Genomic DNA, 25,550 nt, shown 5'->3' with positions numbered 1-25,550 from the left:
CTCATCCCAGCAGGGTCTGCAGGGCCGCGATCACGCGGTCCTGGTCGGCGTCGGTCATGGCCGTGAACAGCGGGATGCTCACCATGGCCTGGTAGGCCGCATCGGCCTGCGGAAACATCTCGGGCGTGAGCTGGTAGCGGTCGCGCCAGTAGGGGTGGCGGTGCAGCGGCACATAGTGCACGCTGGTGCCGATCCCCAGGTCCGACAGGCCCTGCACCAGCGCATCGCGCGACAGGCGCGCACCCGGAGCCAGTCGTATCACGTACAAGTGCCAGGCATGCACGTCGCCCATCGGCGCCTCGGCCGGCAGCACCAGCGGCAAGCCTGCCAGCGCCGCGTGGTAGTGCTGCGCCAGGTACTGGCGCCGCTGCACGAAGGCCGGCAGGCGCGCCAGTTGCTGCACGCCCATGGCCGCAGCCACGTCGGTCATGTTGTACTTGAAGCCCGGGGCCACCACCTCGTAGTACCAGGCAGGCGTCTTGGAGGTGAAGCGATCGAAGGCATCGCGGTTCATGCCGTGCAGGCGCATCACGCGCATGCGCTTGGCGAGATCCGGGTCGCGTGTCACGGCCATGCCACCTTCGCCGGTGGTGATGGTCTTGTTCGCGTAGAAACTGAACACGGTGACATCCGAGGCCAGTTGGCCCACCAGCGTCCCTCTCCAAGTCGTGGGCAGGGCATGGGCGGCATCCTCCACTACCTTGAGGCCATGCTCTTTCGCAATGGCCAGGATGGCGTCCATGTCGCAGGCCAGGCCGCCATAGTGCACCGGCATGATGGCCTTGGTGCGCGGCGTGATCGCGGCACGCACCAGTGCCGGATCCATGTTCAGTGTCACCGTGTCCACGTCCACCAGCACCGGGTCGGCTCCAAGGTAGCGCACCACCTCGGTGGTCGCCGTGAAGGTCAGCGTGGGGGCGATCACCTCGTCGCCCGGGCCAATGCCCAGGGCTTCCAGGGCCAGGTGCAGGCCGGCGGTGGCCGAGTTCACGGCCAGGCTGTCCACACCGCCACCCAGGTAGTCGGTGAAGGCCTGCTCGAAAGCCCGGGTTTGCGGGCCGGTGGTGACCCAGCCCGAGCGCATGGCCTCGGCGACCGCGTTCACCTCGGCATCGCCGATGTCGGGACGGGCAAAGGGGAGGAAAGGCAGGGCGGTGGTTTCAGCGTTCGGCATGGTCGGGTGGCAATGGGGTGGAAGGGGCAGCACCACGGCCGATGGCGTGGTATTCCAGCCCGGCGGCGCGCAGCTCGGCGGGCTCGAAGAGATTGCGGCCGTCGAACACCACGCGTTCGCGCAGCGTGGCGGCCAGGTGGGCGAAGTCCGGGCTGCGGAACTCCTTCCACTCGGTGGCGATGACGAGCGCGTCTGCGCCTTGCAGCGCTGCATCGGCCAATTGCACGAAAGAAAGGCCTGTGCGTTCGCCCAGGGCCTGGCGCGCCTGGTCCAGGGCCTGCGGGTCATAGGCAACGACCTCGGCACCCAGGGCCAGCAGCCGTTCGATGATGTCCAGGCTCGGCGCCTCGCGCATGTCGTCGGTGCCGGGCTTGAAGGCCAGGCCCCAGAGTGCAAAGCGCCGGCCCGCGAGGTCGGCGCCAAAGCGGGCGACGATCTTGTCGGCCAGCACCTGCTTCTGGCGCTCGTTCACGGCCTTCACGGCCTGCAGGATCTGCAGGTCCTGCCCGGCATCCTGCGCCGTCCGGATCAGCGCCTTTACATCCTTGGGAAAGCACGATCCGCCGTAGCCCGTGCCGGCGTACAGGAAATGCGTGCCGATGCGCGGGTCCATGCCGATGCCGGTGCGCACGTTCTCGATGTCGGCGCCCAGCTTCTCGGCCAGCAGCGCCAGCTCGTTCATGAAGCTGATGCGCGTGGCCAGCATGGCATTGGCCGCGTACTTGGTGAACTCGGCACTGCGAACGTCCATCACCACCAGGCGGTCGCGGTTGCGCATGAAGGGCGCATACACCGCACGCATGAGTTCGGTGGCGCGCTCATCCTGGGTGCCCAGGATCACGCGGTCAGGCCGCATGAAGTCCTGCACCGCACTGCCTTCCTTGAGGAACTCGGGGTTCGATACCACCGCAAATTCCGGCTGCGCACCGCGGGAGGACAGTACGGCGGCCACAGCGTCGCGCACCTGGTCGGCCGTGCCCACGGGCACCGTGCTCTTGTTGACGATGAGCTTGTAGCCCGCCATGCGCTCGGCGATCGATCGCGCTGCCGCCAGCACATGCTGCAGGTCGGCCGAGCCGTCTTCGCTCGGGGGCGTGCCCACGGCGATGAACTGCAGCAGGCCATGCGCCACGGCATGGTCGATGTCGGTGGTGAACTCCAGGCGGCCGCTGCGCGCGTTGCGCAGCACCACGTCCAGCAGGCCCGGCTCATGGATGGGCAACTGGCCCTGGTTCAGCGATGCGATCCTGCGCGCATCGAGGTCCAGGCACACCACGTGGTTGCCCATCTCCGAGAGACAGGCCCCGGTGACAAGGCCTACATAGCCGGTGCCGATGACGGTGATTTTCATGGAACGTGATTCAGTGCGGAACGGGGATGCCAACGGTCAAGCCGGCCTGGCCAGCCAGGTCAGTCGGTGGGTGCGCAGCGGGTAGAGCAGGGCGGATGCAGGCCCGATGCAGGCCGCAGGCAGCCTGCGCGCAATCGGCGGGGCCAGCGTGATCCGCCGCGACTGCACCTGCGCCCTGGAAAACAGCCGGTGCAGCTCGGCCAGGGGCACACCGCGCACATCCGGGTTGCGGGGATTGTCCACGATGAAATCGTAGACCAGCACACCGCCGCCCGGTGCCACCCAGCGCCACAGCACGTCGGCCATGTGCTGGCGGAACGCCGGGTCCAGCAACGAGCTGAACAGTGTGAAGGCCAGTACCGCGTGCTGGCTGCCCTCGGCCACGGGCGCCAGCGTGGCATCGCCTTCGGTGATGCGCACGGCGCTGGGCAAGATGCCGCGTGCCTGCGCGGCACGTTCGCCGATCAGCTCCAGCCCCTGCAGGCGTGCGGGGCTGGCACCCAGGCGCAACAGGTCCTGCAGGTTGCCTCCGCTGCCACAGCCCACCTCGGTGATGGATTTGTCCGCGAGGTCCGTCCAGCCATGCGCACTCCACAAACGCACCATGGCGCGCAGGCGCTCCTGCTGCGCCTGCAGGGCCGAGGCGCTGGCCATCAGTTGGTAGTGCCGCGCGTCCTGCGCGGCATCGCGGCGCGCATAGCGCGCCTGCACGGCCTGGGGCTCGGTGGGGTCGCTCATCGCGTGATCCGGGCGAACCGGGCCGACGGTGCACGCGCGCGCAGCACGTCCCACAGGCCGCGCCAGGTGCCCAGGCCATAGGCCACATGGTAAGCCGCGATCACCACCGGCAGCCGCGCCAGCAATTGCCAGCGGCCTGCGCTGCGCGCGGCCGACACCGATGCCAAAGTCACGTAAGCCGCATACAGCGCGATCAGTGCCGCCAGCGGCAGCACGGTCCAGGGCAGACACAGCGCGAACAGGCCGAGCGCGGCCACGAAGGCCGCCGGCACCAGTTGCCGAACCGAGCCGGCCTGCCCGTGCTTGCGCATCACGAAGGGGCGCCAGTAGCCGTATTGCCGCTGCTGTGCGAACAAATGGCGCAGCGAATTGCGTGGGTGGTAGAGCGAATGGATCAGCGGGCTTTGCCAGATGCGCCCGCCCGCCAGGCGCAGGCGCAGGTTGTGCTCGTCGTCCTGGTTGCGCACCAGGGCTTCATCGAAACCGCCGATGCGCTCGAACACGGCACGCGGCCAGCAGCCCAGGTAGACCGTGTCCACCTCGCCATCGTGCTGCGTGTCGCGCGAGCGCGCGCCACCCACCACCCAGCGGCACTGGAAGGCGGCGGCCACGGCCCGGCCCATGGGCCCCGTGCCTTCGGCCACCCAGGGGCCACCCACATTGTCGGCACCGCTGCGTTGCAAGGTTTCGATGCAGCGCGCCACATAGTCGGGCGCGAACCGGGTATGGATGTCCAGGCGCACGATGACTTCGCCACGGGCGCGTGCAATGCAGGCGTTGAGGCCGGTGGAGACGATGCGCCCGGGGTTGTCCACCCACTGCAGCCGCGCGTCCTGTGTGCTGCGCGCGACCAGCAATTCGCGCGTGCCGTCGTCGCTGCAGCCATCGGCCACCAGCACTTCCATCTGCCAGCCGGGCGGTAGCACCTGCGCCAGCGCACTGTCGCAGAATGCGGCGATGTGCCCCGCCTCGTTGCGGCAGGGCGCGATCACGCTGACCCATGCCGGGGTGTCCTGGGGCCGGCTCATGGGGTGCCCATCCGTTCTCGGTAAAGTCGATCCATCGTGTCCATCTGTACGGCGCGGTCGCCGTCGCGCGCAATGCGCTTCACATTCTCCTGTCCATGGCGCTGCATCCGGGCATCGTCGGCGGCCAGGGTTTCCAGGCAGCGCGCCAGCGCCGCCGCATCGCGTGGTGGCACCAGCAGGCTGGCGTCCAGCCAGGCGCGGTTGGCATCCAGGTCGCTGGCCACCACGGCCAGCCCGCAGGCCATGCTCTCGAGCACCGAGACCGAGGTCGCGTCGCTCGTCGGTACCGAGGCCGACAGCTTGCACTGCGCCAGCACCCGCGCCATGCCCGCATCGTCCAGCCGTCCGTGAAAAACCACGTGCCTTTCCATCCCCCTGGCGGTTACCAGTGCGCGCAGCGCTGCTTCCATCGATCCTCCGCCCAGCAGGTGCAGTTGCACCCCTGCCTCGGGATGGCGTGCCACCAGGGTGGCCACGGCTTCGACGATGGTGTCGATGTTGTAGTTGGGCTCCCAGGAGCGCAGGCTCACGATCTGCAGGCCGGTCTTGGCGGCCCAGGGCGCGGGCGCAAAGCGCGCCAGGTCCACACCCCAGTGGATCTCCTGCACGGGGCAGGCAGGGCCATAGGCCTTGGCCGCATCGATCAGGCTTTGCGAGTCACCGGTGATCAGGTCGGCCCGGCGCAGGCTCCAGCCCGTCAGCCAGCGCATCAGCGTGTTTTTTTGCGGCGTCACCAGCAGGTCGCTGCCCCAGGCCGTCATCACCAGCGGATGGCGGCCGCAGCGCGCGGCCAGGTAGCCGTAGGAGGTGATGTAGTGCGCGTGCACGATGTCGGGCGCCAGGGCCTGTACAAAGCGGCGCGCCTGCCCCACGCGCAGCAGCCAGTCGGTCGAGCGGCGCACGGGCGCCAGCACCTTCTGCTCCACCCCCTCGATGGGGGCCGGGCGGGCTGTGACCAGCGATACCCGGTAGCCACGCGCGCGCATTTCCACCGCCCAGCGCTGGATGTGCGGGCTGGTGGCATCGCCCAGCAGGCACAGATGCCTGTTTGCTTCAGCCATGGGTTCTTGCCTCCAAGGCCTGGGGCAACTCCCCCGCCCAGGCACGGTAGTGTTCGGCCCATTCGGGGAACTGCGCCAGCAGCGCCGCATCCGCCGTGCGCACGTCACCGACCTGGCGCGCAGGCGCGCCCGCCATCACGGCAAACGCCGGCACCTCTCCGCGTACCTGCGAGTAGGCGCAGATCAGCGCGCCCCGGCCGATGCGCGTGCCCGCCTCGATCAGGCTGTGTGGCCCCACGAAGGTGTAGGCGCCGATGTGCACGGCCGCTTTCACATAGCCGGGCATCTCGCCGCCCGCATGGGTGGCGTAGCCGCGCCCGAGCAGCCGGATGGAACGGTGCGAGCTGTGCGTGACGATGCTCACGAAATTGGTGATCTGCACGCCCTCGTCGATGGTGAGGCCCGCCGTGGCGTCGAGAAAGTTGAACTGGCCGATGAACACATGGTCTGCCAGCGTGAGGCCGTGCTCGCCCTCGATGCAGGTGCTGGGTGCAATCCGCGTGTGCGCCAGCAGCACGCCGCCCGGCGTTCGCTCGCCGAAGACCATGCGGTACATCAGCGCCTGCCAGATCCGGCGCCGTGCGCGGTTAAGCCAGGCTTTCATCGGGGATGTGTTTCCAGTGGGCAAGGGTGAGAACGTAGTAGGCGAAGTAGGGCAGCATGGATGCCGAGATGCCCCAGGCCGCGCCTTCCAGGCCGCCCAGGGCCAGCCCGGCCAGCAGCCCGGCAAAGAAGGCCAATTGTCCCACCAGCGCCAGCTTGAGGGCCCAGCCCTGTGCGCGCCAGGCCAGCGTGGTCACCGACAGCGGCGAGGCGATGAAGTGCAGGGCGATGTAGGGCGCGATCGCGCGCACCAGGGGGCCGGCCTCGCTCCACTGCGCACCGAACGCGGTGGTGAAAAGCCAGGGACCCCAGAGCATCAGCACCGCGGCCATCGGCAGCGCGATGGCCGCCAGCGCCAGCATGCTCTTGCGCACCAGGGTGCGGGCCTGTGCCGCGCTGGGGGCCTGCAACAGCTGCGGGTACAGCGCCTGCGACAGGGCGCCGCCCAGCAAGGTGGCCGGCGCCTTGAGGTAGCGCAGCGACAGCGCCCACAGGCCTGCTGCCGCATCGCCCGCCCAGGCCGCGACGGCGATGAGCGTCAGCGTGTCCTGCAGCGCACCGATGAAGGCATGCGGCGTATTGAGCAGCGGGAAATCGCGGTGCTTTGCGGCCATGGCCCGCAGCGATGCCCAGGGCGTGCGCCACAGCACCGCCCAGCCCCCGGCAGGTGCCGGCCTGGCCAGGGCCGCCGCAGCCACCAGCCCTGCGGCCACCGCACCGGCCAGCAGTCCGGCCGCGCCCAGCTTGAGCAGGCCCAGCGCCAGCTGCAGCACGGCACCGCCGCCATGCTGCACCAGGCGCGCAACGGACAGCAGGCCAAAGCGCTGTGAGCGCGTGGCCCACAGCGTGAGCCACTGCGTGGCCGCGATGGACAGCACGGCCAGCGGCAGGGCCCAGGCCAGCGGCATGCCCTGCAGCACGGCTATCACCCCGCCGGCCACCAGCGTCCCTGCCGTGACCAGCAGCAGCAGGCGCGCGCACAACGCCATGAGCTCGGCCGCGCCCGGCTCGGCTTTTTCCAGTGGCAGCGCGAATTCGTAGCGCGCACAGCCGACCACCGCCACGTTGGTGGCCAGGGCCCACAGCAACGCGAACTGGCCGAATTCGGCCGGCGTGTACAGGCGCGTCAGCGCCGGGCCCAGCAGCAAGGGCAGCGCATGGGCCACCACACTGCCGGTCAGCAAGGTGGCCGTGGCGCGCAGCAGGGTGGAGCTCACGTCAGTGATCCATGGCGCTGCGCGCCACCTGCGGCCCACGAAACCGGCACGGCCCAAGCCAGCGCCCCCGTGCAAGGGCCGCCAAGCCGCGAATGCGGCGCTTCGCTTGCGTGCACCGGGGGCGTCCCCCTCCCGACTCGCGCAGTGAGTCGAGAGAGGGTTGAAGGCGCGAAGCGACTCAGGGGGGGCTTCATGTCAGGCCTGCTGGGGATCCTGGTGGAAGCCCGGTACCAGTTCGTGCAGCAGGACCATCATGGCGGCGCCGTCCGCCTGGTGGATGGCACGCTCCAATGCCTGCAGGCGGCTCTCCAGCACCTCCCAAGCGAGGTGTTCCTCATGGGCACGCAGGATGCGCGGGTGCGGCGTGGGCTCTGCGCCATCGCCGATCAGCAGTTCCTCGTAGAGCTTTTCGCCTGGGCGCAGGCCGGTGAAGACGATCTCGATGTCCCCCTCGGGATGGCCCGGTGCGCGCACGCTCAGGCCCGACAGCGCGATCATGCGCTGCGCCAGCTCCAGGATGGGGATGGGCGCGCCCATGTCCAGCACGAAGACCTCGCCGCCCTGCGCCATGGCGCCGGCCTGCAGCACCAGTTGCGCGGCCTCGGGGATGGTCATGAAATAGCGTGTCACGTCCGGGTGCGTCACCGTGACGGGGCCACCCGCCGCGATCTGGCTGCGGAACAGCGGGATCACGCTGCCGCTGGAGCCCAGCACGTTGCCGAAGCGCACCATGGAAAAACGAGTGCGCGGTGTGCCGCCCTGCGAATCGGGCTGGCGGGTGCAGGACGCCACCGCCTGCAGCACCAGTTCCGCCACGCGCTTGCTGGCCCCCATCACGTTGGTGGGGCGCACTGCCTTGTCGGTGGAGACGAGCACGAAGTTTTCCACGCCACTGTCCATGGCCGCGCGCACCATGTTCAGCGTGCCGAAGGCGTTGTTGCGGATGCCTTCGCCCGCGTTGGCCTCCACCATGGGCACGTGCTTGTAGGCGGCCGCGTGGTAGATGGTGCGCGGGCGGTGCGCCTGGCACAGGTCGAGCATGTGCTGTGCGTGGCTCACGCTGGCCAGCAGCGGCACCAGCTCGCAGGCCATGGCTTCCTGCTGCACGATGGCCTGCAGCTCCTGGTGGATGCTGTAGAGCGCGAACTCGCTGTGGTCCACCAGCAGCAGGCGCGCCGCGCCTTCGCGCGCGATCTGGCGGCACAGCTCGCTGCCGATGCTGCCGCCCGCGCCCGTGACCATCACCGCCTGGCCGCGGATGTGGCGGCCCAGCAGCTCGGGGTCGGGCTCCACCGGCTCGCGGCCCAGCAGGTCTTCCAGGTCCAGGTCCTGGAAGTCGGTCACCGTCACACGGCCACTGGCCAGGTCCGTGAGACCGGGGATGGTGCGTATGCGCACGGGCAGCGAGCGCAGGTTCTCGATGATCTGGTGGCGGCGCTGGCGCGGCACGCTGGGCAGGGCCAGCAGCACGTCGGTGATGCCAAAGCGTTTCACCACCTCGGCCAGCGCGATGGGTGCATACACCCGCACGCCGTTGATGCTGCGGCCCACTTTGGCGCGGTCGTCGTCGGCAAAGGCCTCGAGCACGTAGTTGCGCGCGCTCACCAGCCCTGCCGCCGTCTGGGCGCCGGCCGTACCGGCGCCGTAGATCAGCAGCCGGTGCGGGGCCTTGGTGGTCTGCCCGGCCAGCCACATCCAGCCCAGCGAGCGGCTGGCGCCCACCAGCAGCAGAAAGATCACCGGCTGAAGAATGCCCACGCTGCGCGGGATGCCGACCCACTGGCCCGCCATCAGGATGGCGAACAGCAGCGCCCCGTAGATCGCCACGGCCTTGCCGGTGGTGACCAGGGCCGTGATGCCGGTGTAGCGGAAGATGGCGCGGTACAGCCCCAGGTTCACGAAGATGGGGAAGGCCAGCACGGGTGCCAGGGCATAGGCCAGCCACTGCATGCCTTCGGGCCAGTGCAGCACGTCCAGCCGCAGGGTGAAGGCCAGCCACATGGCGAACAGGCCCATGGCGATGTCCAGCGCCACCACCACCAGCCGCTTGACCGGGCGGGGCCACTCCAGAACGTTGCTCAGCACGGGCTGGCCGCTTTGCCGGATCCGCGGGTCACTGCGCGATGCCCGTGCGTTCCAGCACGTCGCCCACGAGCTCCAACCGCACCAGGGGGTTGTCCAGTTCCATCAGGCGCTGCTTGAGCTCCAGCGGCACGGGCAGCAGCTCGCACCAGCGGTTGGCCACCCAGCCGCAGTCGTCGAGCTGGGCGGCAGTAGGCACCAGCGCGCCGGGGCTGTCCGGGTCGCGCTGCTGCAGGGTGTTGAGCACCTGCGCCAGGGCCTGCGACGCCTTTTTCAGGTCGTCGGGCACGGGCACCGACATGTCGGGATCGAGGTGCGTCACGTCGGCAATCCACAGGCCGTGCACCAGGTGGCTGCGCTGCACGATGCGAAAGCGCTGGCTGCCCCGGCACTGCAGGGTGATGAGCCCGGGCTGGGGCGTGTCGAGTTTGTCGATGACGGCCAGGGTGCCGATCTCGCTGAACTGCTCCTCCGGGGCGCCTGCCTGGCGCACCTCGTGGCCCTGGGTGAGGGACACCACACCGAAGGGGGCGCCCATCTGGTGGCATTTGCGCACCATGTCCAGGTAGCGCACCTCGAACACGCGCAGGGCCAGCAGGCCCTCGGGAAAGAGGACGGAACCCAGAGGGAAAAGGGGCAAAGATGACAGTGAAAGGGGTTGTGTCATAAGGCAGGTTCTTCGCCCGCTATCATCCCATGGCGCGGGCTGCTTTCGCACCGCCCGCTTTCCTTTTTGCCGCTCCCATGTTCTTCCAGATCGCTTCCTTCCTGCTCGATGTCGTCGGTGGCCTGCTCACGGGCGCCTGTCTGCTGCGCCTGTACATGCAGTTGCAGCGCGTGCCGTTTGGCAACCCCATCGGCGGGCTGGTCTTTGCGCTCACCGACTGGATCATCCTGCCCCTGCGCAAGCTGATCCCCCCGGTGGGCAAGTGGGACCTGTCCAGCCTGGTGGCGGCGGTCCTGTTCCAGGTGCTGCAGTACGTGCTGTTCCTGCTGCTCGTCGGCGCGGCCGCCGCCTGGGCCTGGCTGCCCTGGCTGGTGCTTTTTGGCCTGGCCAAGGTCGCGGTGTCGGGGCTCATGGGCCTGCTCATCGTGCATGCGGTGATGTCCTGGATCTCCGCCCGCTCGCCGCTGTCCGATGTGGTGTGGCGCCTGTGCGCCCCCGTGCTGCGGCCGTTCCAGAAGGTGATTCCCCTGCTGGGCGGGGTGGATCTGTCGCCGCTGGTGGTGCTGGTGCTGCTGCAGGTGCTGATGATTGTGCTGGCCAACCTGCAAGCCAACGTGATGCGCTGACTGGGCCCGCAGAGCAAAAAAGCGCCTGGTCTTTCGACAGGCGCTTTTTTCATGGGGCATGCCAAGGCATGCCTGTCGGATTGTTGCGTGCTTACACCACGGCGTCTGCGGGCAGGCGCTGCAGCATGGCCAGGCTGCTGGCCACGGTATTGCGCAGCTCGCGGCGGTCGCAAATGAAATCTACGGCGCCCTTGGTCTGCAGGAACTCGGCGCGCTGGAAGCCTTCGGGCAGGGTCACGCGCACGGTGGATTCGATCACGCGCGGGCCGGCAAAGCCGATCAGGGCCTTGGGTTCGGCAATCACGATGTCGCCCACGAAGGCGAAGCCGGCGCTCACACCGCCCATGGTCGGGTCGGTCAGCACGCTGATGTAGGGCAGGCCCTTCTTGGCCAGGCGTGTCAGCGAGGCATTGGTCTTGGCCATCTGCATCAGCGACAGCAAGCCTTCCTGCATGCGCGCACCGCCGGTGGCGGTAAAGCACAGGAAGGGCACCTTCTGCTCGATGGCGGTCTCCACGCCGCGCACGAAGCGCTCGCCCACCACCGAGCCCATGGAGCCGCCCATGAAGTCGAATTCGAAGCAGGCGACCACCACGTTGATGCTTTTGACCGCACCACCCATGACGATGAGGGCATCGGTCTCGCCCGTGTTCTCCAGCGCCTCCTTGAGGCGCTCGGGGTACTTGCGGCTGTCCTTGAACTTCAGCGCATCCACAGGCAGCACTTCCTGGCCGATCTCGTAGCGGCCTTCGGGGTCCAGGAAGGCGTCCAGGCGCGCCCGTGCACCGATGCGGTGGTGGTGGCTGCAGTGCGGGCAGACGTTCTGGTTGTGCTCCAGGTCGGACTTGTAGAGCACCGTTTCGCAGCTCGGGCACTTGATCCACAGGCCCTCGGGCACCTGGCGGCGCTCGGTCGGGTCGGTTTGCTGGATTTTGGCGGGCAGGAGTTTTTCAAGCCAGGACATGTGTTTTCCTCGTCAATGACAGGGTTTCAGGCCATTTCGACCGATCCAGGACCACCAGGGCAGGACGCGAAAAGACACAACCGTGTGTGCAACCATAGTGGGCGCCCGCCGGAGAGGGCGGGCGCCAAGGCCCACATTATGCGTCGAGTGCCTTGCGGATCCCGCGCAGGAAGTCGACCGTGATGGGGACGACCTTCTCGTGCGGCTGGTCCTCGATCAGCTGGATGATGCGCGTACCGATTACCACGGCGTCGGCCACCTTGCCGATGGCCTGGGCCGTGGCGGCATCGCGGATGCCGAAGCCCACGCCCACGGGGATCTGCACATGCTGGCGGATGCGCGGCAGCATCTGCTCCACGGCAGCGGTATCCAGCGCGCCCGATCCGGTCACGCCCTTGAGCGACACGTAGTACACATAGCCGCTGGCCACGCGCGCCACCTGGGCCATGCGCTCGTCGGTGCTGGTGGGCGCCAAGAGGAAGATCAGGTCCATGCCGTGCGCGCGCAGGCTGGCGGCAAAGGCCTCGCATTCCTCGGGCGGGTAGTCCACCACAAGCACGCCGTCCACACCGGCCGCTGCCGCGTCGCGCACGAAGGCGCCCGCGCCATGCACCTGGTCATAGCGCTCCACAGGGTTGGCATAGCCCATGAGCACCACCGGGGTGGTGGTGTTGCGCTTGCGGAAGTCGCGCACGTGGTCGAGCACCTGGGCCATGCCGATCCCGAGGGCCAGGGCCTTTTCGCCCGCCTTCTGGATCACCGGGCCATCGGCCATGGGGTCGGAAAAGGGCACGCCCAGCTCGATCACGTCGGCGCCCGCCTCCACCATGCCGTGCATGAGGGCCGGGGTGATGTCGGCGAACGGGAAACCGGCGGTGACATAGGGCACCAGGGCCTTGCGGCCCTGCGCCTTCAATTGGTCGAAAGTGGTGCTGATGCGGTTCATGGCTTGGCCTCTGCACCCTTCACGGACAGTCCGCGCATGGAGGGGCGGTCGTAGAAATCTTCGCCCGACAGGTCGGCCACCGTGCCGATGTCCTTGTCGCCGCGCCCGGACAGGTTGACCAGGATGGACTGGTCGGCGCGCATGCTCGGGGCCAGCTTCATGGCATAGGCCAGGGCGTGGCTCGATTCGAGCGCGGGGATGATGCCCTCCACCCGGCACAGGTGGTGAAAGGCTTGCAGCGCTTCCTTGTCGGTGATGCCGACGTACTCGGCACGGCCGATCTCCTGCAGCCAGGCGTGCTCGGGGCCCACGCCGGGGTAGTCCAGGCCTGCGCTGATGCTGTGCGTCTCGGTGATCTGGCCGTTGGCGTCCTGCAGGATGAAGGTGCGGTTGCCGTGCAGCACGCCCGAGCTGCCGCGCTGCAGCGATGCCGAGTGCTTGCCGCTGTCCAGGCCCTCGCCGGCGGCTTCCACGCCGATCAGGCGCGTCTTCTCGAACGGAATGTAGGGGTGGAAGATGCCCATGGCATTGCTGCCGCCGCCCACGCAGGCGATCACGGCATCGGGCTGCTCGCCCTGCACCTTCTGTTCGGCCAACATCGGGGGCATCTGCGTGAGGCATTCCGTGCCGATCACGCTCTGGAAGTCGCGCACCATCATCGGGTAGGGGTGCGGGCCCGCCACCGTGCCGATGATGTAGAAGGTGTTGTCCACATTGGCCACCCAGTCGCGCATGGCTTCGTTCAGGGCGTCCTTGAGCGTCTTGCTGCCCGATTCCACGGGCACCACGGTGGCGCCCAGCAGCTTCATGCGGTAGACATTGGGGCTCTGGCGCTTGACGTCCTCCGAGCCCATGTAGACCACGCATTCGAGGCCGTAGCGCGCGCAGATGGTGGCCGTGGCCACGCCGTGCTGGCCCGCGCCGGTCTCGGCAATGATGCGCGGCTTGCCCATGCGCCGGGCCAGCATGGCCTGGCCGATCACATTGTTGATCTTGTGGGCACCGGTGTGGTTGAGGTCTTCGCGCTTGAGGTAGATCTGCGCGCCGCCCAGTTCGCGGCTGGTGCGCGCGGCATGGTAGACGGGCGAGGGCCGGCCCACGAAGTGCTTGAGCTCGTACTGGAACTCGGCCAGGAACTCGGGGTCGTGCTGGTAACGGGCGTAGGCCTCGCGCAGTTCGTTGATAGCGTGGGTCAGCGTCTCGCTGACGAAGCTGCCGCCGTAGGAGCCGAAATGGCCCGAAGGATCAGGTTGCTGATAGGAACTCATGGGGATTCTTTGCAAGTTGTGCATCGGCCGCGCGCACGGCGGCAACGAAGCGATGGATTTTTTCGGCGTCCTTGATGCCTCTCAGGAGGCTTCCATCGGGCCCATGGGCCTCGACGCCGGAACTGACATCAACCGCCAGCGTGGTGCAACGCGGGCGTACTTGCAAAATGCCATCGGTCACGTTTGCAGGCGTGAGTCCACCAGACAAAACGAGGTGAGAGCCGACGCTTGGTGGAAGGAGTGACCAATTGAATGCCTTGCCGCCGCCGCCGTACCCCTCGACATGGGCGTCGAGCAGGATGGCCTGGGCGTTTGAAAAATCGTGTGCGTATTTTACGAGGTCGAATTGTGCCGCATCCGGGCCCAGGGGTATTCGGGCAGCGCGCAGGTAGGGTCGGGCACCGCCTCCGGTGGCTGCCTGGCATTGCTCAGGCGTTTCGTCGCCATGGAATTGCACGGTGGCGCCGGCAATCTGCGCGGTGGCGGCCACCACCTCCTCGGTGCTGGCATTCACAAATAGCAGCACCGGCGTGACGAAGGGTGGCAGGCGCCGCGCCAGCTCGGCCGCGCGCGCTGCCGTGACGGCGCGCGCACTCTGGGCGAACAGCACGAAGCCGATGGCATCGGCACCTGCCGCCACGGCGGCGTCCACGTCCTGCTCACGCGTCAGTCCGCAGATCTTGATGCGGGTGCGGGCGGCGGGCAGGGGCGTGGTGTGGGAAGGCGATGAAGTGCTCATGGGAGCCAATCATACGCAGCCGTGCGCTGGGGCAGGCCCCACGCGGCGTCGTAGACCGGTCCCTGGAAGTACAGCCCGTCGGGCGAGAAGGTGGGCGCCGCCGCGTCGCGCGAGCGTGCCTGTAGCACCTGCTCTATCCACCCGGGCGGCTGGTCGCCCCGGCCGATCACCACCAGGCAGCCCATGAGGTTGCGGATCATGTGGTGCAAGAAGGCATTCGCCTCGAACTCGAAGCGCCAGTAGCAGGGGCTCCAGCCCAGCTCGGGGTGGGGCTCGCCCGGGCCACGCTGCGTGATGTCGATGCGCGACAGTGTCTTCACCGGCGACTTGGCCTGGCATGCGGAGGCGCGGAACGAAGTGAAGTCGTGCTCGCCCAGCAGGTGGTCTGCGGCCTGGCGCATGGCCGCATGGTCCAGGGGGTGGTAGACCCAGCCGACGCGCCCGGCGTCCACGCTCGGGCGCACGGGCGACTGCAGCAGCACGTAGGCATAGCGGCGCGCCACGGCGCTGCCACGCGAGTGGAAGCTGTCGGGTACGTGGCTGGCCCATTGCACCGCAATGTCGGGGGGCAGAAAGGTGTTGGTGCCGCGCACCCAGGAGGAGGGTGGCCGGTTCAGGGGGGTATCGAAATGCACCACCTGCATCAGGCCGTGCACCCCCGCATCCGTGCGGCCGGCGCACAGGGTGCTCACGCGGTGCGTGGCAAAGCGCGCCAGGGCCGCCTCCAGCTTGTCCTGGATGGTGTTGCCGGACAGCTGGCTTTGCCAGCCGCTGTAGGGCTGGCCGTTGTAACTGACACCCAGGGCCACCCTCATGGGCGGGCCTGGGCTGGGGTGGGGTAGCTCAGGGCCGTGGAAGCCGAGCGCATCAGCCCAGTTCGACCAGCATGCGCTGGGCGCGGGTGCGCAGGGCGCCGCTCGATTCGGCCACGACCTCTTCGATCAGCGTGCGGGCACCGTCGGTGTCGCCGATGGCGTTGAACTCTTCGGCCAGTGCCAGCTTGGTGGCCAGTGGGTCGTCCTGGGCGGCGGCCGATCCGTCGTCTTCCGAGATGGGTACGGCGGCCGTGGGGATTTCCGCTTCGCGCGATGCGGGGGCGGCCATGGGCTTGGAGGGCGCCGTCAGGTCCAGCGACAGCTCGCCCAGATCGAAGTCCATCGGACCGGAGTCCTGGGCTTCGGCCAGGGGCATGGGGCCCGTGGGCGCCATGGTGAGTTCGTCGTTGGGGGCTGCACGGCCTGCGGGCGCTGGCGTGGGGGCCGGTGCGGGCGCATTCCAGGCGGCATCGCCCGTCAGGTCAGGCAGGTCGAAATCTTCACTGGACAGCACGGGCTCCGTGCGTTGCGGCGCGCGCGGAGCAGGCGCTGCCGCAGTGGCGGCTGCAGCCGCTGCGGCAAACCCGCCGGGAGGCGCGGGTGGTGCATCGGTGAGTGCGTCGTCGGGCAGATCGAGGTCGAGGTCCAGGTCCAGATCGGGCGGCAAGGCGGCGGAGGCCACGGGAGCGCCCGAGAAGGTGCTCACGAACGCGCCGGGAACCGATGGGTTCTCGTCCTCCACCATGCCGGGGCGGCCGCCGGGCTGGTACAGCGGGTTCTCTGGCTCGATGCCACGGCCCAGGTCGACGATGCGCGCCCAGTCGGGGCCTTCGCCCTGCGTGAGCTTGAACACTTCGCCGGCCACCGACTCCAGGGCCTTGCGGTCCTGGCGCTTGGCATAGATCTCGGCCAGCTTCACGTGCACGGAGACGCGGGCCGGGTTGTGGCGGATGGCTTCCTTGAGGATTTCCTCGGCCTGCAGGTCGCGGCCATAGGCCAGGTACACGTCGGCTTCGGCCACGGGGTCCACGTCACCGCCGGCATCGAGCTGGCTGGGCGAGTAGGCCATGGACGAACCGGTGGTCATCTCGCTGTTGGCCGTGTCCACGCGCTGGCCGCCACTGGCGCCGAAGAACGAATCGGGCTGGATGCGGCTTTCAAGGAACGAGCTGTCCACGCCCGCATTGTTGCGCCGGCGCTGGATCACGCGGTAGGCGCCATAGCCCAGCAGCAAGGCCAGCAGGCCGCCACCGGCCAGGGGGATCAGCGGGTCGTCCAGCAGGCCGTCGAAGAAGCCGGGTTCTGCCACCGGTGTGGGTGGCGGCAGCACGATGGGCTTGGAGGCAGGGGCTGCGGGGGCGGCAGGAGCCGCGTCCGACGCAGGGGCTGCGCTGGCCTCGGCCGATGCACTGCTGGTGGGTTCGGAGGCCGCCATTGCCGGTGGGGCTTCTGGGGCGGCAGGCGTGGCGGGCACGCCGGGCACGGCCACCTGGGCCGTGCTGGCTGCGGGGACTGCCGCTGCAGGAGCGGTTGCCGGTGCTGCAGGCGTGGCTGGCGTCGAAGGTGCTGCGGCCGATGCGGCGCCGAGCTTGTTCAGGTCGCTGATGTTCTTGGACAGTTCGGCCATGCGGGCCGATGCGTCGCTGGCCTGCTTGTCCTTGGCCAACTGGTCTTCTGCGGCCTTCTGGCCCTTGACCGAACCCTTGGACAGGGTGAGCTTGTCGGGGGCCGTGGTGGCGGGCTTGCTGTCTTCCACCCGGGTCTGCACCGAGCCCTTGGCCGAGCGTTCTGCCGATGCCACGGTAGCGGAGGGGGCAGATTCGGCCAGCTTGCGGCGGAAGGCGCCGAAGTCACGGCTCTGCGCTGCCAGGATCTGGCGGGCTTCGGGCACAGGCGTGGCCTGGGCCGTGGCCTGGTCAGGGATCTGCAGCACGGCGCCGGCCTTGATGCGGTTGATGTTGCCGCCGATGAAGGCGTCCGGATTGGCGCGCTGCATGGCCACCAACATCTGGTCGAGCGAGACACCGCCCTGGCGGTTGGCATTGGCGATGCGGCCCGCCGTGTCGCCGGCCTGCACGGTCACACTGCCTTCGGCGGGTGTGGCGCGGGGGGCTGCTGGTGCACGGGGCGTTGCGGCGGGTGCCGATGCAGCACCCGAAGAGCGCCCGGCGACGGCGGGCGGAACCTCGGGGCGTGAAGCGGGAGGGCTGATCTGCGGGGATGCCGTGACCGCTGGCGCCGGGCGGCGCATGGCGGGCGGGTCGAACAGCATGGTGTAGCTGCGCACCAGGCGGCCCGAGCCCCAGGACGCATCGAGCACCAGGTCGACGAAGGGGTCGTTCACCGGGCGGTCGCTGGACAGGCGCAGCACGGCCGAGCCATCGGCACGGCGTTGCAGTTGCACCTGCAGGTTGTTCATGGTGGGCGAGTACTCCATGCCCTGGGCGCGGAACACCTCCGGCGTGGCGGTGCTGGCCTTCAGGGTTTCTGCCTCCGCAGGGGTGATCTGCGGCAGGTCGATCTCGGCGCGCAGGGGCTCGCCCAGCGCGGATTGCACGGTAATGCGGCCCAGCGCGAGCGCGGACGCATCGGTGGCGTAAAGCCCGGCAGTGGCCACGGCCGCAGCCGCCAGCACAGAAAATTTCCAACGATGCATGTTTGCCATCAACTGATTGGGTTGTGCGGCTCGGTCGAGCGGTGCTGTTTTTCTCATGGTCTGGTCCCGCCCCGGCGCGTGAAAATATGTAAAAAGCACCATAGCATCAATGTTTTGCACTGACAAGCTGAGGTGGCGCGGAAGCTTTGCCCCTGGTGTCCATGCACCAGATTGGGGCATTCAGATGTTGCCAATTGCCAACGTCACGTAACTGGGTGTGTCAGGCTGCTGGGCACAAAAAAGCGCGCGCAATCTGCATTGCGCGCGCTTTTACGGGGCTTGCCGGGGCGTAGTTTACGCTGCCAGCAGGATGCGCAGCATGCGGCGCAGGGGTTCGGCGGCACCCCAGAGCAACTGGTCGCCGATGGTGAAGGCGCCCACGTACTCGGGGCCCATGGCCAGCTTGCGCACGCGGCCCACGGGGATGGTCATGGTGCCGGTGACGGCCACGGGCGTCAGGTCCTTGATGGTGGCCTCGCGCGTGTTGGGCACCACCTTCACCCACTCGTTGTCGGCGGCGATCATGGCCTCGATGTCGGCCACGGGCACGTCCTTCTTGAGCTTGAAGGTCAGGGCCTGGCTGTGGCAGCGCATGGCGCCCACGCGCACGCAGAAACCGTCCACCGGGATGGCGGGGGCCGTGAAGCCTTCGCCCTGGCCCAGGATCTTGTTGGTTTCGGCCATGCCCTTCCACTCTTCCTTGGACATGCCGTTGCCCAGGTCCTTGTCGATCCAGGGGATCAGCGAGCCGCCCAGCGGCACGCCGAAGTTGGCCGTCTCGGCACCGGTCAGCGCGCGCTGCTTGGCGATGACCTTGCGGTCGATCTCCAGGATGGCGCTCTTGGGGTCGTCCAGCAGGGACTTCACCTCGGCGTTCAGCGTGCCGTACTGCGTGAGCAGTTCGCGCATGTGCTGGGCGCCGCCGCCGCTGGCGGCCTGGTAGGTCTGGGTGCTCATCCACTCGACGAGGCCGGCCTTGTACAGTGCGCCCACGCCCATCAGCATGCAGCTCACGGTGCAGTTGCCGCCGACCCAGTTCTTGCCGCCCTTGGCCAGTGCGTCCTTTATGACGGGCAGGTTCACGGGGTCGAGGATGATGACGGCGTCCTTTTCCATGCGCAGCGTGGAGGCGGCGTCGATCCAGTGGCCGTTCCAGCCGGCAGCGCGCAGCTTGGGGAAGACTTCGGAGGTGTACTCGCCGCCCTGGGCGGTGATGATGATGTCGCAGCGCTTCAAGGCGTCGATGTTGAACGCGTCCTGCAGCGTGGTCTCGTTCCTGGCCACCGCAGGGGCCTTGCCGCCCGCGTTGGAGGTGGAGAAGAACAATGGCTCGATCAGGTCGAAGTCATTTTCTTCGGCCATGCGATCCATCAACACCGAGCCGACCATGCCGCGCCAGCCGACCAAACCTACCAACTTGCTCATTTCAACGCCCTTTCAGATTGAGAAACAGTGCCAGACCGGACTGCTCGCCTGGCTCGTCAGGCCAGGAGGGGCGCACGACGAACCAGGCTGAGTCAGCCCTTAATGGTCGTGGTTTTGGTGATGGTTGCGCGCGCAGCCACACCGGCCGTGGCGGCGGGTGCAATGTTCAGGGCGAACGTGTGGGCGGCAAACATAGGGTCAGGAGTATATCGCAAGCCCGGTACAGCGCTCAAGGGACCAGCGCGACGGCATTGCACAACGAAAAAGGGCGGCCCCGAGGCCGCCCCTTGCACCGTGCAGATGCCTGTTACTTGAGCGCCTGCACGACGGCGTCGCCCATCTGCGCGGTGCCGACCTTGGTCGTGCCTTCGCTCCAGATGTCGGGCGTGCGCAGGCCCTGGGCCAGCACCGCCTGCACGGCGGCTTCGATGCGCTGGGCGGCGGCTTCCTGGTTCAGCGAGAAGCGCAGCATCATCGCGGCCGAGAGGATGGTGGCCAGTGGGTTGGCCACGCCCTTGCCGGCGATGTCGGGTGCGCTGCCATGGCTGGGTTCGTACAGGCCCTGGTTGCTGCTGTTGAGCGAGGCCGAGGGCAGCATGCCGATGGAGCCGGTGAGCATGGAGGCTTCGTCCGAGAGGATGTCGCCGAACATGTTGCCCGTCACCACCACGTCGAACTTCTTCGGTGCGCGCACCAGCTGCATGGCGGCGTTGTCCACATACATGTGGTCCAGTTCCACGTCGGGGTATTCCTTGCCGACTTCGGTCACGATGTCCTTCCAGAACTGGAAGGTCTCGAGCACGTTGGCCTTGTCCACGCTGGTCACGCGCTTGCTGCGCTTGCGTGCGGCCTGGAAGGCCACGTGCGCGATGCGTTCCACCTCGGGGCGGCTGTAGCGCATGGTGTCGAAGGCCTCTTCGGCACCGGGGAAGTGGCCATCGGTGGCGATGCGGCGGCCACGCGGCTGGCCGAAGTAGATGTCGCCCGTCAGCTCGCGGATGATGAGGATATCCAGGCCCGAAATCAGCTCGGGCTTGAGGCTCGATGCGCCCACCAGTTGCTCGTAGCAGATGGCAGGGCGGAAGTTGGCGAACAGGCCCAGGTTCTTGCGCAGGCCCAGGATGGCCTGCTCGGGGCGCAGGGGGCGGTCCAGCTTGTCGTACTTCCAGTCGCCCACTGCACCGAACAGGATGGCGTCAGCGTCCTTGGCCAGCTTCAGCGTGGCGTCGGGCAGGGGGTGGCCGTGCGCCTCGTAGGCGGCGCCGCCCACCAGGGCCGATTCCATCTCGAACTGGAGGTCCAGCACTTCGAGGACCTTGACGGCCTCTGCGACGATTTCGGTGCCGATGCCGTCACCCGGCAGAACTGCGATTTTCATGAAGGACTTCTTCTTAAAGTGAATGGCCGCGCGCCCTGGCTTGCACCGGGCTGCGACGGCCACTGGTCGATGAACTGGTGGTTTTTGGGTTCAGGAAACCATGGTGTGCGCGAGCCAGGGCTTCGTGGCCAAGCGCTGCGCTTCAAAGGCGCGGATCTTGTCGGACTGCAGCAAGGTCAGTCCGATGTCGTCAAAGCCGTTGAGCAGGCAGTATTTGCGAAACGCCTGCACCTCGAAGGGAATTTCTTCGCCCTGAGGGCGCACGACGACCTGGCGTTCCAGGTCGATGGTGAGCTGGTAGCCGGGGAAGGCCAGCACCTCGTCGAACAGCTGGGCCACCGTGGCTTCGGGCAGCACGATGGGCAAGAGGCCGTTCTTGAAGCAGTTGTTGAAGAAGATGTCGGCAAAGCTCGGCGCGATCACGGCGCGAAAGCCGAACTGGTCCAGCGCCCAGGGCGCGTGCTCGCGGCTCGATCCGCAGCCGAAGTTCTTGCGTGCCAGCAGCACCGAGGCGCCCTGGTAGCGCGGCTGGTTGAGCACGAAGTCGGGGTTGGGCTTGCGGCTGGCGGGGTCCTGGCCGGGCTCGCCGTGGTCCAGATAGCGCCATTCGTCGAACAGGTTCACGCCAAAGCCGGTCTTCTTGATCGACTTGAGGAACTGCTTGGGGATGATGGCGTCGGTGTCGACGTTCTCGCGGTCCATGGGGGCCACGAGGCCCTTGAGCAAGGTGAATTTCTGCATGGTGGTGTGCCTGATTACTTGTTGGCAGCGCGCTCGAGGGCGCCGCCTGCCCGCTGGACGTCCTGGCCCACGCCCTTGACGGTGTTGCAGCCGGCCAGCAGGAAAGCCAGCGAAAAGGCGATGAATGCGGCAGTCTTCTTCATGAAGGGGCTCCTAGGGGCGGTGGAAAGGCCAACGGGGGTTGGATCAATGGGGGGATGAAGGGTTCAGGCGAACTGGCGGATGTCCACGAAGTGGCCGTGCACGGCAGCGGCTGCGGCCATGGCGGGGCTCACCAGGTGGGTGCGGCCGCCAGCACCCTGGCGGCCTTCGAAGTTGCGGTTGCTGGTGCTGGCGCAGCGCTCGCCGGGCTCCAGGCGGTCGGCGTTCATGGCCAGGCACATGGAGCAGCCGGGCTCGCGCCATTCGAAGCCCGCAGCCTTGAAGATCTCGTGCAGGCCTTCGCGCTCGGCCTGCTCCTTGACCAGGCCCGAACCGGGTACCACCATGGCCAGCTTCACGTTGCTGGCCACCTTGCGGCCGAGCTTCTTGACCACGGCAGCGGCTTCGCGCATGTCCTCGATGCGGCTGTTGGTGCACGAGCCGATGAACACCTTGTCGATGGTGATGTCGTTGATCGGCTTGCCGGGGGTGAGGCCCATGTAGGTCAGCGCGCGCTCGATGGCGCCGCGCTTGTTGGCGTCCTTTACCTTGTCGGGATCGGGCACGCGGGCGTCGATGCCCAGAACCATCTCGGGCGAGGTGCCCCAGGTGACCTGCGGCAGGATGTCGGCTGCGTCGAGCTTGACCACGGCATCGAAGTGCGCGTCGGGGTCCGATTGCAGGGTCTTCCAGTAGGCCACGGCCTGGTCCCACTCCACGCCCGTGGGCGACAGGGGGCGGCCGCGCACGTATTCGATGGTCTTGTCGTCCACGGCCACCAGGCCGGCGCGTGCGCCGCCTTCGATGGCCATGTTGCACACGGTCATGCGGCCTTCGATGGACAGGCCGCGGATGGCCGAGCCTGCGAACTCGATGGTGTAGCCCGTGCCGCCGGCCGTGCCGATCTTGCCGATGATGGCCAGCACGATGTCCTTGGCGGTGATGCCCTTGGCGAGCTGGCCGTCCACCTGCACCAGCATGTTCTTGGCCTTCTTGGCCAAGAGGGTCTGGGTGGCCATGACGTGCTCGACCTCGGAGGTGCCGATGCCGTGGGCCAGTGCACCGAAGGCTCCGTGCGTGCTGGTGTGGCTGTCGCCGCAGACCACGGTCATGCCCGGCAGGGTGGCGCCGTTCTCAGGCCCGATCACGTGCACGATGCCCTGGCGCTTGTGCATGAACGGGAAGAACGCCGCCGGCTGGATCTGCGCCATGTTGTCGTTCAGCGTGGTGATCTGTTCCTTGCTGATCGGGTCGGTGATGCCGTCGTAGCCACTCTCCCAGCCCGTGGTGGGGGTGTTGTGGTCGGCGGTGGCGACGATGGAGCTCATGCGCCACACCTTGCGGCCCGCCTCGCGCAGACCTTCGAAGGCCTGGGGGCTGGTGACTTCGTGCACCAGGTGGCGGTCGATGTAGAGGATGGAGGTGCCGTCCTCTTCGGTGTGGACAACGTGCTCGTCCCAGATCTTGTCGTACAGGGTGCGTCCCATGGTGTGTCTCTTTCAGGTGGGTAATGTGATTTTAATGGGGCGTGCCCGCAGGCAAAAGCGTGCCAGGGGCGGGATGTGCGTGGGCGCTCACCACGTCGGGCTGCAGCGGTGCCAGGTGCTCCACCAGCAGCCGCGCGGTCACCGGCAGGGCGTCGAAATCGCGGGCCACCACGCGCAGCTCGCGGTGGGCCCAGGCCTCGGTCAGCGGGATGGCGCGCAGGTGGCCCACGCCGCGCATCAGCTCGAAGGCGCGGTCGGGCAGCAGGCCCACGCCCAGGCCGTTGTCGATCATGCGGCACATGGCATCGAGGCCGGTGACCTGGATGCGCTGGCGCAGCGGGCGCCCGGTGGCTGCGGCCGCTGCGCGCATCGCCAGGCTGATGCTGCTGTTGGCGTGCAGGCCCACGATGTCCCAGTCCAGCACCTCTTCGAAGCCGATGGCGGCGTGCTGTGCCAATGCATGTGCCTCTGGCACCACCAATACCAGATGGTCAGCGCGGTAGGGGCGGCTTTGCAGCCCGGTGCCGCCGGTGCCCGTGGCCATGCCGACGTTGCAGATGCCCAGGTCGGCTGCACCCTCGTGCACGGCGTTCAGCACGTCGCTGCTCAGGTGCTCCTGCAGGTCGATCTTGATCTGGCTGTGCGCACGCGCGAACGCCCCCAGGTCCTCGGGCAGGAACTGGAAGATGGCCGAGATGTTGGCGTGCATGCGCACATGGCCGCGCACCCCATCGGCGTATTCGCTGAGTTCGCCCTGCATGCGCTCCAGGCCGAAGAGCACCGTGCGCGCGTGGTGCAGCAGGCTCTCGCCGGCAGGGGTCAGCGTCACGCCCCTGCTGTGGCGGTAGAGCAGGGCCGTGTCCACGGCGGTTTCCAGGTCCGACAGGCGCTTGCTGACGGCCGAGGCCGCGATGAATTCGCGCTCCGCCGCGCGGCCGATGCTGCCGAGCTCGCACACCGCCACAAACAGCTGCAGCGAAGTGAGGTCAATGCGGCGCGCAAAACTGCGCTCGGAGCTTTTCATCGGGGTTGGGTGTCTTTTGCTTCTCGTTTCGAGAAGGTGTTTTTGTATTTTCCTATAAATGGCGCCCGTGGGTCATCGTGAACCGCGATGTCGTCCATCGCGGGTGGGGTCTTCGCGGAGCGCGTGGAGCAAGAAAAAACCGCACAGGCCGGTGGCGCTGTGCGGTTGCAGGGGGCTCTTGCCTGGGGCGGTCAGCTGAAGAAGTTCTTCAGCCGGTCCGTCCAGCTCTCGCCGCTGGGCGAGTGGCGGGCGCCACCCTTCTTGAGCGAGTCTTCCAGCTCGCGCAGCAGCTTGCGCTGGTGCTCGGTCAGCTTGACCGGGGTCTCGACCGCGATGTGGCAGTACAGGTCGCCCGGGTAGCTGGCGCGCACGCCCTTGATGCCCTTGCCGCGCAGGCGGAACTGCTTGCCGGCCTGGGTGCCTTCGGGGATGTCGATGGCCGCCTTGCCCGCAAGGGTGGGCACTTCGATCTCGCCGCCCAGGGCGGCCGTGATGAAGCTCACGGGCACCTGGCAGTGCAGGTCGTCGCCATCGCGCTCGAAGATGTCGTGCTTCTTCAGGCGGATCTCGATGTACAGGTCGCCCGGCGGGCCACCATTGGTGCCGGGCTCGCCATTGCCGGTGCTGCGGATGCGCATGCCGTCGTCGATGCCCGAAGGGATCTTCACTTCCAGCGTCTTTTGCTTCTTGAGCTTGCCCTGGCCGTGGCAGGTGGTGCAGGGCTCGGGAATGATCTTGCCCGTGCCGCGGCAGTGCGGGCAGGTCTGCTGCACGCTGAAGAAGCCCTGGCGCATCTGCACCGTGCCGCTGCCCGTGCAGGTGGCGCAGGTCTTGGCGCTGGTGCCGGGCTTGGCGCCGCTGCCGTGGCAGGTGTCGCAGGCCTCCCACGAGGGGATGCGGATCTGCGCATCCTTGCCGCGCGCGGCCTCTTCCAGGGTGATCTCCATGGCGTAGCTCAGGTCGCTGCCGCGGTAGACCTGGCGGCCTCCACCGGCGCCGCGTCCGCGCCCGCCCTGCTGGCCGAACATGTCGCCGAAGATGTCGCCGAACGCCTCGGCAAAGCCGCCGAAGCCCTCGGCGCCCGCGCCACCGGGCCCGCGCATGTTGGGGTCCACCCCGGCGTGGCCATACTGGTCGTAGGCGGCCCGCTTTTGCGGGTCGGAGAGCATCTCGTAGGCCTCCTTGGCCTCCTTGAACTTCTCTTCCGCAGGCTTGGAGGCATCACCCTGGTTGCGGTCAGGGTGGTGCTTCATCGCCAGCTTGCGATAGGCCTTCTTGATTTCTTCGTCCGAGGCGTTCTTGGGAACGCCCAGGATTTCGTAAAAGTCTCGTTTGGACATGGTCTTTCTGGGCCCGGTTGGAACAGGAACGCCGCGCAAGCCCCCTGGTCAGGAAACTCGCGCGGCGGATCGGGTCAAA

23 protein-coding genes are annotated in these 25,550 nt (G+C 67.8%); 1 reads left to right on the top strand and 22 read right to left on the bottom strand.

Features of this window, described 5'->3' with window-relative positions:
* Position 1: 1 nt before the first annotated feature.
* The 9 genes from ACSQ3Y_RS26550 to ACSQ3Y_RS26510 all read right to left on the bottom strand — a co-directional run bounded on the left by ACSQ3Y_RS26550 (position 2) and on the right by ACSQ3Y_RS26510 (position 9,921).
* On the bottom strand, positions 2–1,174 hold the full coding sequence (locus ACSQ3Y_RS26550) for a DegT/DnrJ/EryC1/StrS family aminotransferase (RefSeq protein ID WP_436179385.1): 1,173 nt from the start codon (positions 1,172–1,174) through the stop codon (positions 2–4).
* Positions 1,161–2,525, bottom strand: a complete 1,365-nt coding sequence (locus ACSQ3Y_RS26545) for a UDP-glucose dehydrogenase family protein (RefSeq protein WP_436179384.1) — start codon at positions 2,523–2,525, stop codon at positions 1,161–1,163. The genes ACSQ3Y_RS26550 and ACSQ3Y_RS26545 overlap by 14 nt, the downstream gene beginning before the upstream one ends.
* A 36-nt stretch (positions 2,526–2,561) precedes the next feature.
* Positions 2,562–3,263 carry a class I SAM-dependent methyltransferase gene (locus ACSQ3Y_RS26540; RefSeq protein ID WP_436179383.1) on the bottom strand — a complete coding sequence of 234 codons (702 nt, stop codon included), beginning with the start codon at positions 3,261–3,263 and terminating at the stop codon, positions 2,562–2,564.
* A complete protein-coding gene (locus ACSQ3Y_RS26535) occupies positions 3,260–4,291 on the bottom strand; it encodes a glycosyltransferase family 2 protein (protein WP_436179382.1) in 1,032 nt (343 codons plus the stop codon). Before ACSQ3Y_RS26535 ends, ACSQ3Y_RS26540 begins: the two co-directional genes overlap by 4 nt.
* On the bottom strand, positions 4,288–5,352 hold the full coding sequence (locus tag ACSQ3Y_RS26530; RefSeq protein ID WP_057202122.1) for a glycosyltransferase: 1,065 nt from the start codon (positions 5,350–5,352) through the stop codon (positions 4,288–4,290). Before ACSQ3Y_RS26530 ends, ACSQ3Y_RS26535 begins: the two co-directional genes overlap by 4 nt.
* A complete protein-coding gene (locus ACSQ3Y_RS26525) occupies positions 5,345–5,956 on the bottom strand; it encodes an acyltransferase (RefSeq protein ID WP_436179381.1) in 612 nt (203 codons plus the stop codon). Before ACSQ3Y_RS26525 ends, ACSQ3Y_RS26530 begins: the two co-directional genes overlap by 8 nt.
* Positions 5,940–7,172, bottom strand: coding sequence for a lipopolysaccharide biosynthesis protein (locus tag ACSQ3Y_RS26520; protein WP_436179380.1), 1,233 nt, complete (start codon positions 7,170–7,172; stop codon positions 5,940–5,942). The genes ACSQ3Y_RS26525 and ACSQ3Y_RS26520 overlap by 17 nt, the downstream gene beginning before the upstream one ends.
* 195 nt (positions 7,173–7,367) lie before the next feature.
* Positions 7,368–9,257, bottom strand: coding sequence for an SDR family NAD(P)-dependent oxidoreductase (locus ACSQ3Y_RS26515; RefSeq protein ID WP_427999693.1), 1,890 nt, complete (start codon positions 9,255–9,257; stop codon positions 7,368–7,370).
* Between the two features lie 28 nt (positions 9,258–9,285).
* The gene (locus tag ACSQ3Y_RS26510) at positions 9,286–9,921 is read right to left on the bottom strand and encodes an LON peptidase substrate-binding domain-containing protein (protein ID WP_436179379.1); all 636 of its coding nucleotides are present in this window, start codon (positions 9,919–9,921) and stop codon (positions 9,286–9,288) included.
* Between the two features lie 77 nt (positions 9,922–9,998).
* Here ACSQ3Y_RS26510 and ACSQ3Y_RS26505 point away from each other — a divergent pair, with 77 nt between their 5' ends.
* Positions 9,999–10,547: a YggT family protein gene (locus ACSQ3Y_RS26505; RefSeq protein WP_057202561.1), complete on the top strand. Its 549-nt coding sequence runs from the start codon at positions 9,999–10,001 to the stop codon at positions 10,545–10,547.
* A gap of 91 nt (positions 10,548–10,638) precedes the next feature.
* Here the strand turns inward: ACSQ3Y_RS26505 and accD are convergent, their stop codons facing one another.
* From accD to dnaJ, 13 genes are all read right to left on the bottom strand, one after another.
* Complete coding sequence (gene accD / locus ACSQ3Y_RS26500) at positions 10,639–11,511, bottom strand: acetyl-CoA carboxylase, carboxyltransferase subunit beta (RefSeq protein ID WP_057268463.1); 873 nt, start codon at positions 11,509–11,511, stop codon at positions 10,639–10,641.
* Between the two features lie 136 nt (positions 11,512–11,647).
* A complete protein-coding gene (trpA, locus tag ACSQ3Y_RS26495) occupies positions 11,648–12,457 on the bottom strand; it encodes a tryptophan synthase subunit alpha (protein WP_057202128.1) in 810 nt (269 codons plus the stop codon).
* Positions 12,454–13,725, bottom strand: coding sequence for a tryptophan synthase subunit beta (gene trpB / locus ACSQ3Y_RS26490; RefSeq protein WP_436179378.1), 1,272 nt, complete (start codon positions 13,723–13,725; stop codon positions 12,454–12,456). The genes trpA and trpB overlap by 4 nt, the downstream gene beginning before the upstream one ends.
* Entirely contained in the window at positions 13,703–14,464 is a 762-nt protein-coding gene (locus tag ACSQ3Y_RS26485) for a phosphoribosylanthranilate isomerase (protein WP_057202130.1), read from the bottom strand. The genes trpB and ACSQ3Y_RS26485 overlap by 23 nt, the downstream gene beginning before the upstream one ends.
* Positions 14,461–15,279: a tRNA pseudouridine(38-40) synthase TruA gene (truA, locus tag ACSQ3Y_RS26480; protein ID WP_436179377.1), complete on the bottom strand. Its 819-nt coding sequence runs from the start codon at positions 15,277–15,279 to the stop codon at positions 14,461–14,463. The genes ACSQ3Y_RS26485 and truA overlap by 4 nt, the downstream gene beginning before the upstream one ends.
* Positions 15,280–15,331: 52 nt before the next feature.
* Positions 15,332–17,935: a FimV/HubP family polar landmark protein gene (locus ACSQ3Y_RS26475; protein ID WP_436179376.1), complete on the bottom strand. Its 2,604-nt coding sequence runs from the start codon at positions 17,933–17,935 to the stop codon at positions 15,332–15,334.
* Between the two features lie 294 nt (positions 17,936–18,229).
* Entirely contained in the window at positions 18,230–19,360 is a 1,131-nt protein-coding gene (asd, locus tag ACSQ3Y_RS26470; RefSeq protein ID WP_436179375.1) for an aspartate-semialdehyde dehydrogenase, read from the bottom strand.
* A gap of 307 nt (positions 19,361–19,667) precedes the next feature.
* A complete protein-coding gene (gene leuB / locus ACSQ3Y_RS26465) occupies positions 19,668–20,738 on the bottom strand; it encodes a 3-isopropylmalate dehydrogenase (protein WP_057202134.1) in 1,071 nt (356 codons plus the stop codon).
* A gap of 90 nt (positions 20,739–20,828) precedes the next feature.
* Complete coding sequence (gene leuD / locus ACSQ3Y_RS26460) at positions 20,829–21,479, bottom strand: 3-isopropylmalate dehydratase small subunit (RefSeq protein ID WP_436179374.1); 651 nt, start codon at positions 21,477–21,479, stop codon at positions 20,829–20,831.
* A 14-nt stretch (positions 21,480–21,493) separates the two neighbouring features.
* Positions 21,494–21,622: an entericidin A/B family lipoprotein gene (locus ACSQ3Y_RS26455; protein ID WP_057202136.1), complete on the bottom strand. Its 129-nt coding sequence runs from the start codon at positions 21,620–21,622 to the stop codon at positions 21,494–21,496.
* Positions 21,623–21,685: 63 nt separating this feature from the next.
* The gene (gene leuC, locus ACSQ3Y_RS26450) at positions 21,686–23,107 is read right to left on the bottom strand and encodes a 3-isopropylmalate dehydratase large subunit (RefSeq protein ID WP_436179373.1); all 1,422 of its coding nucleotides are present in this window, start codon (positions 23,105–23,107) and stop codon (positions 21,686–21,688) included.
* A gap of 31 nt (positions 23,108–23,138) precedes the next feature.
* Positions 23,139–24,131 (bottom strand): LysR family transcriptional regulator, encoded by a 993-nt coding sequence (locus ACSQ3Y_RS26445; protein WP_057202138.1) that lies wholly within the window; start codon positions 24,129–24,131, stop codon positions 23,139–23,141.
* A 191-nt stretch (positions 24,132–24,322) separates the two neighbouring features.
* Positions 24,323–25,471 (bottom strand): molecular chaperone DnaJ, encoded by a 1,149-nt coding sequence (gene dnaJ / locus ACSQ3Y_RS26440; protein ID WP_427999698.1) that lies wholly within the window; start codon positions 25,469–25,471, stop codon positions 24,323–24,325.
* Between the last annotated feature and the right edge of the window lie 79 nt (positions 25,472–25,550).

This window comes from Acidovorax sp. LjRoot66 (assembly GCF_964253305.1).
In the GTDB taxonomy this organism is placed as follows: Bacteria; Pseudomonadota; Gammaproteobacteria; order Burkholderiales; family Burkholderiaceae_C; genus Acidovorax.
Note: the sequence above shows the minus strand (reverse complement) of the source record. Positions and strands in the feature narration are given on the sequence as shown.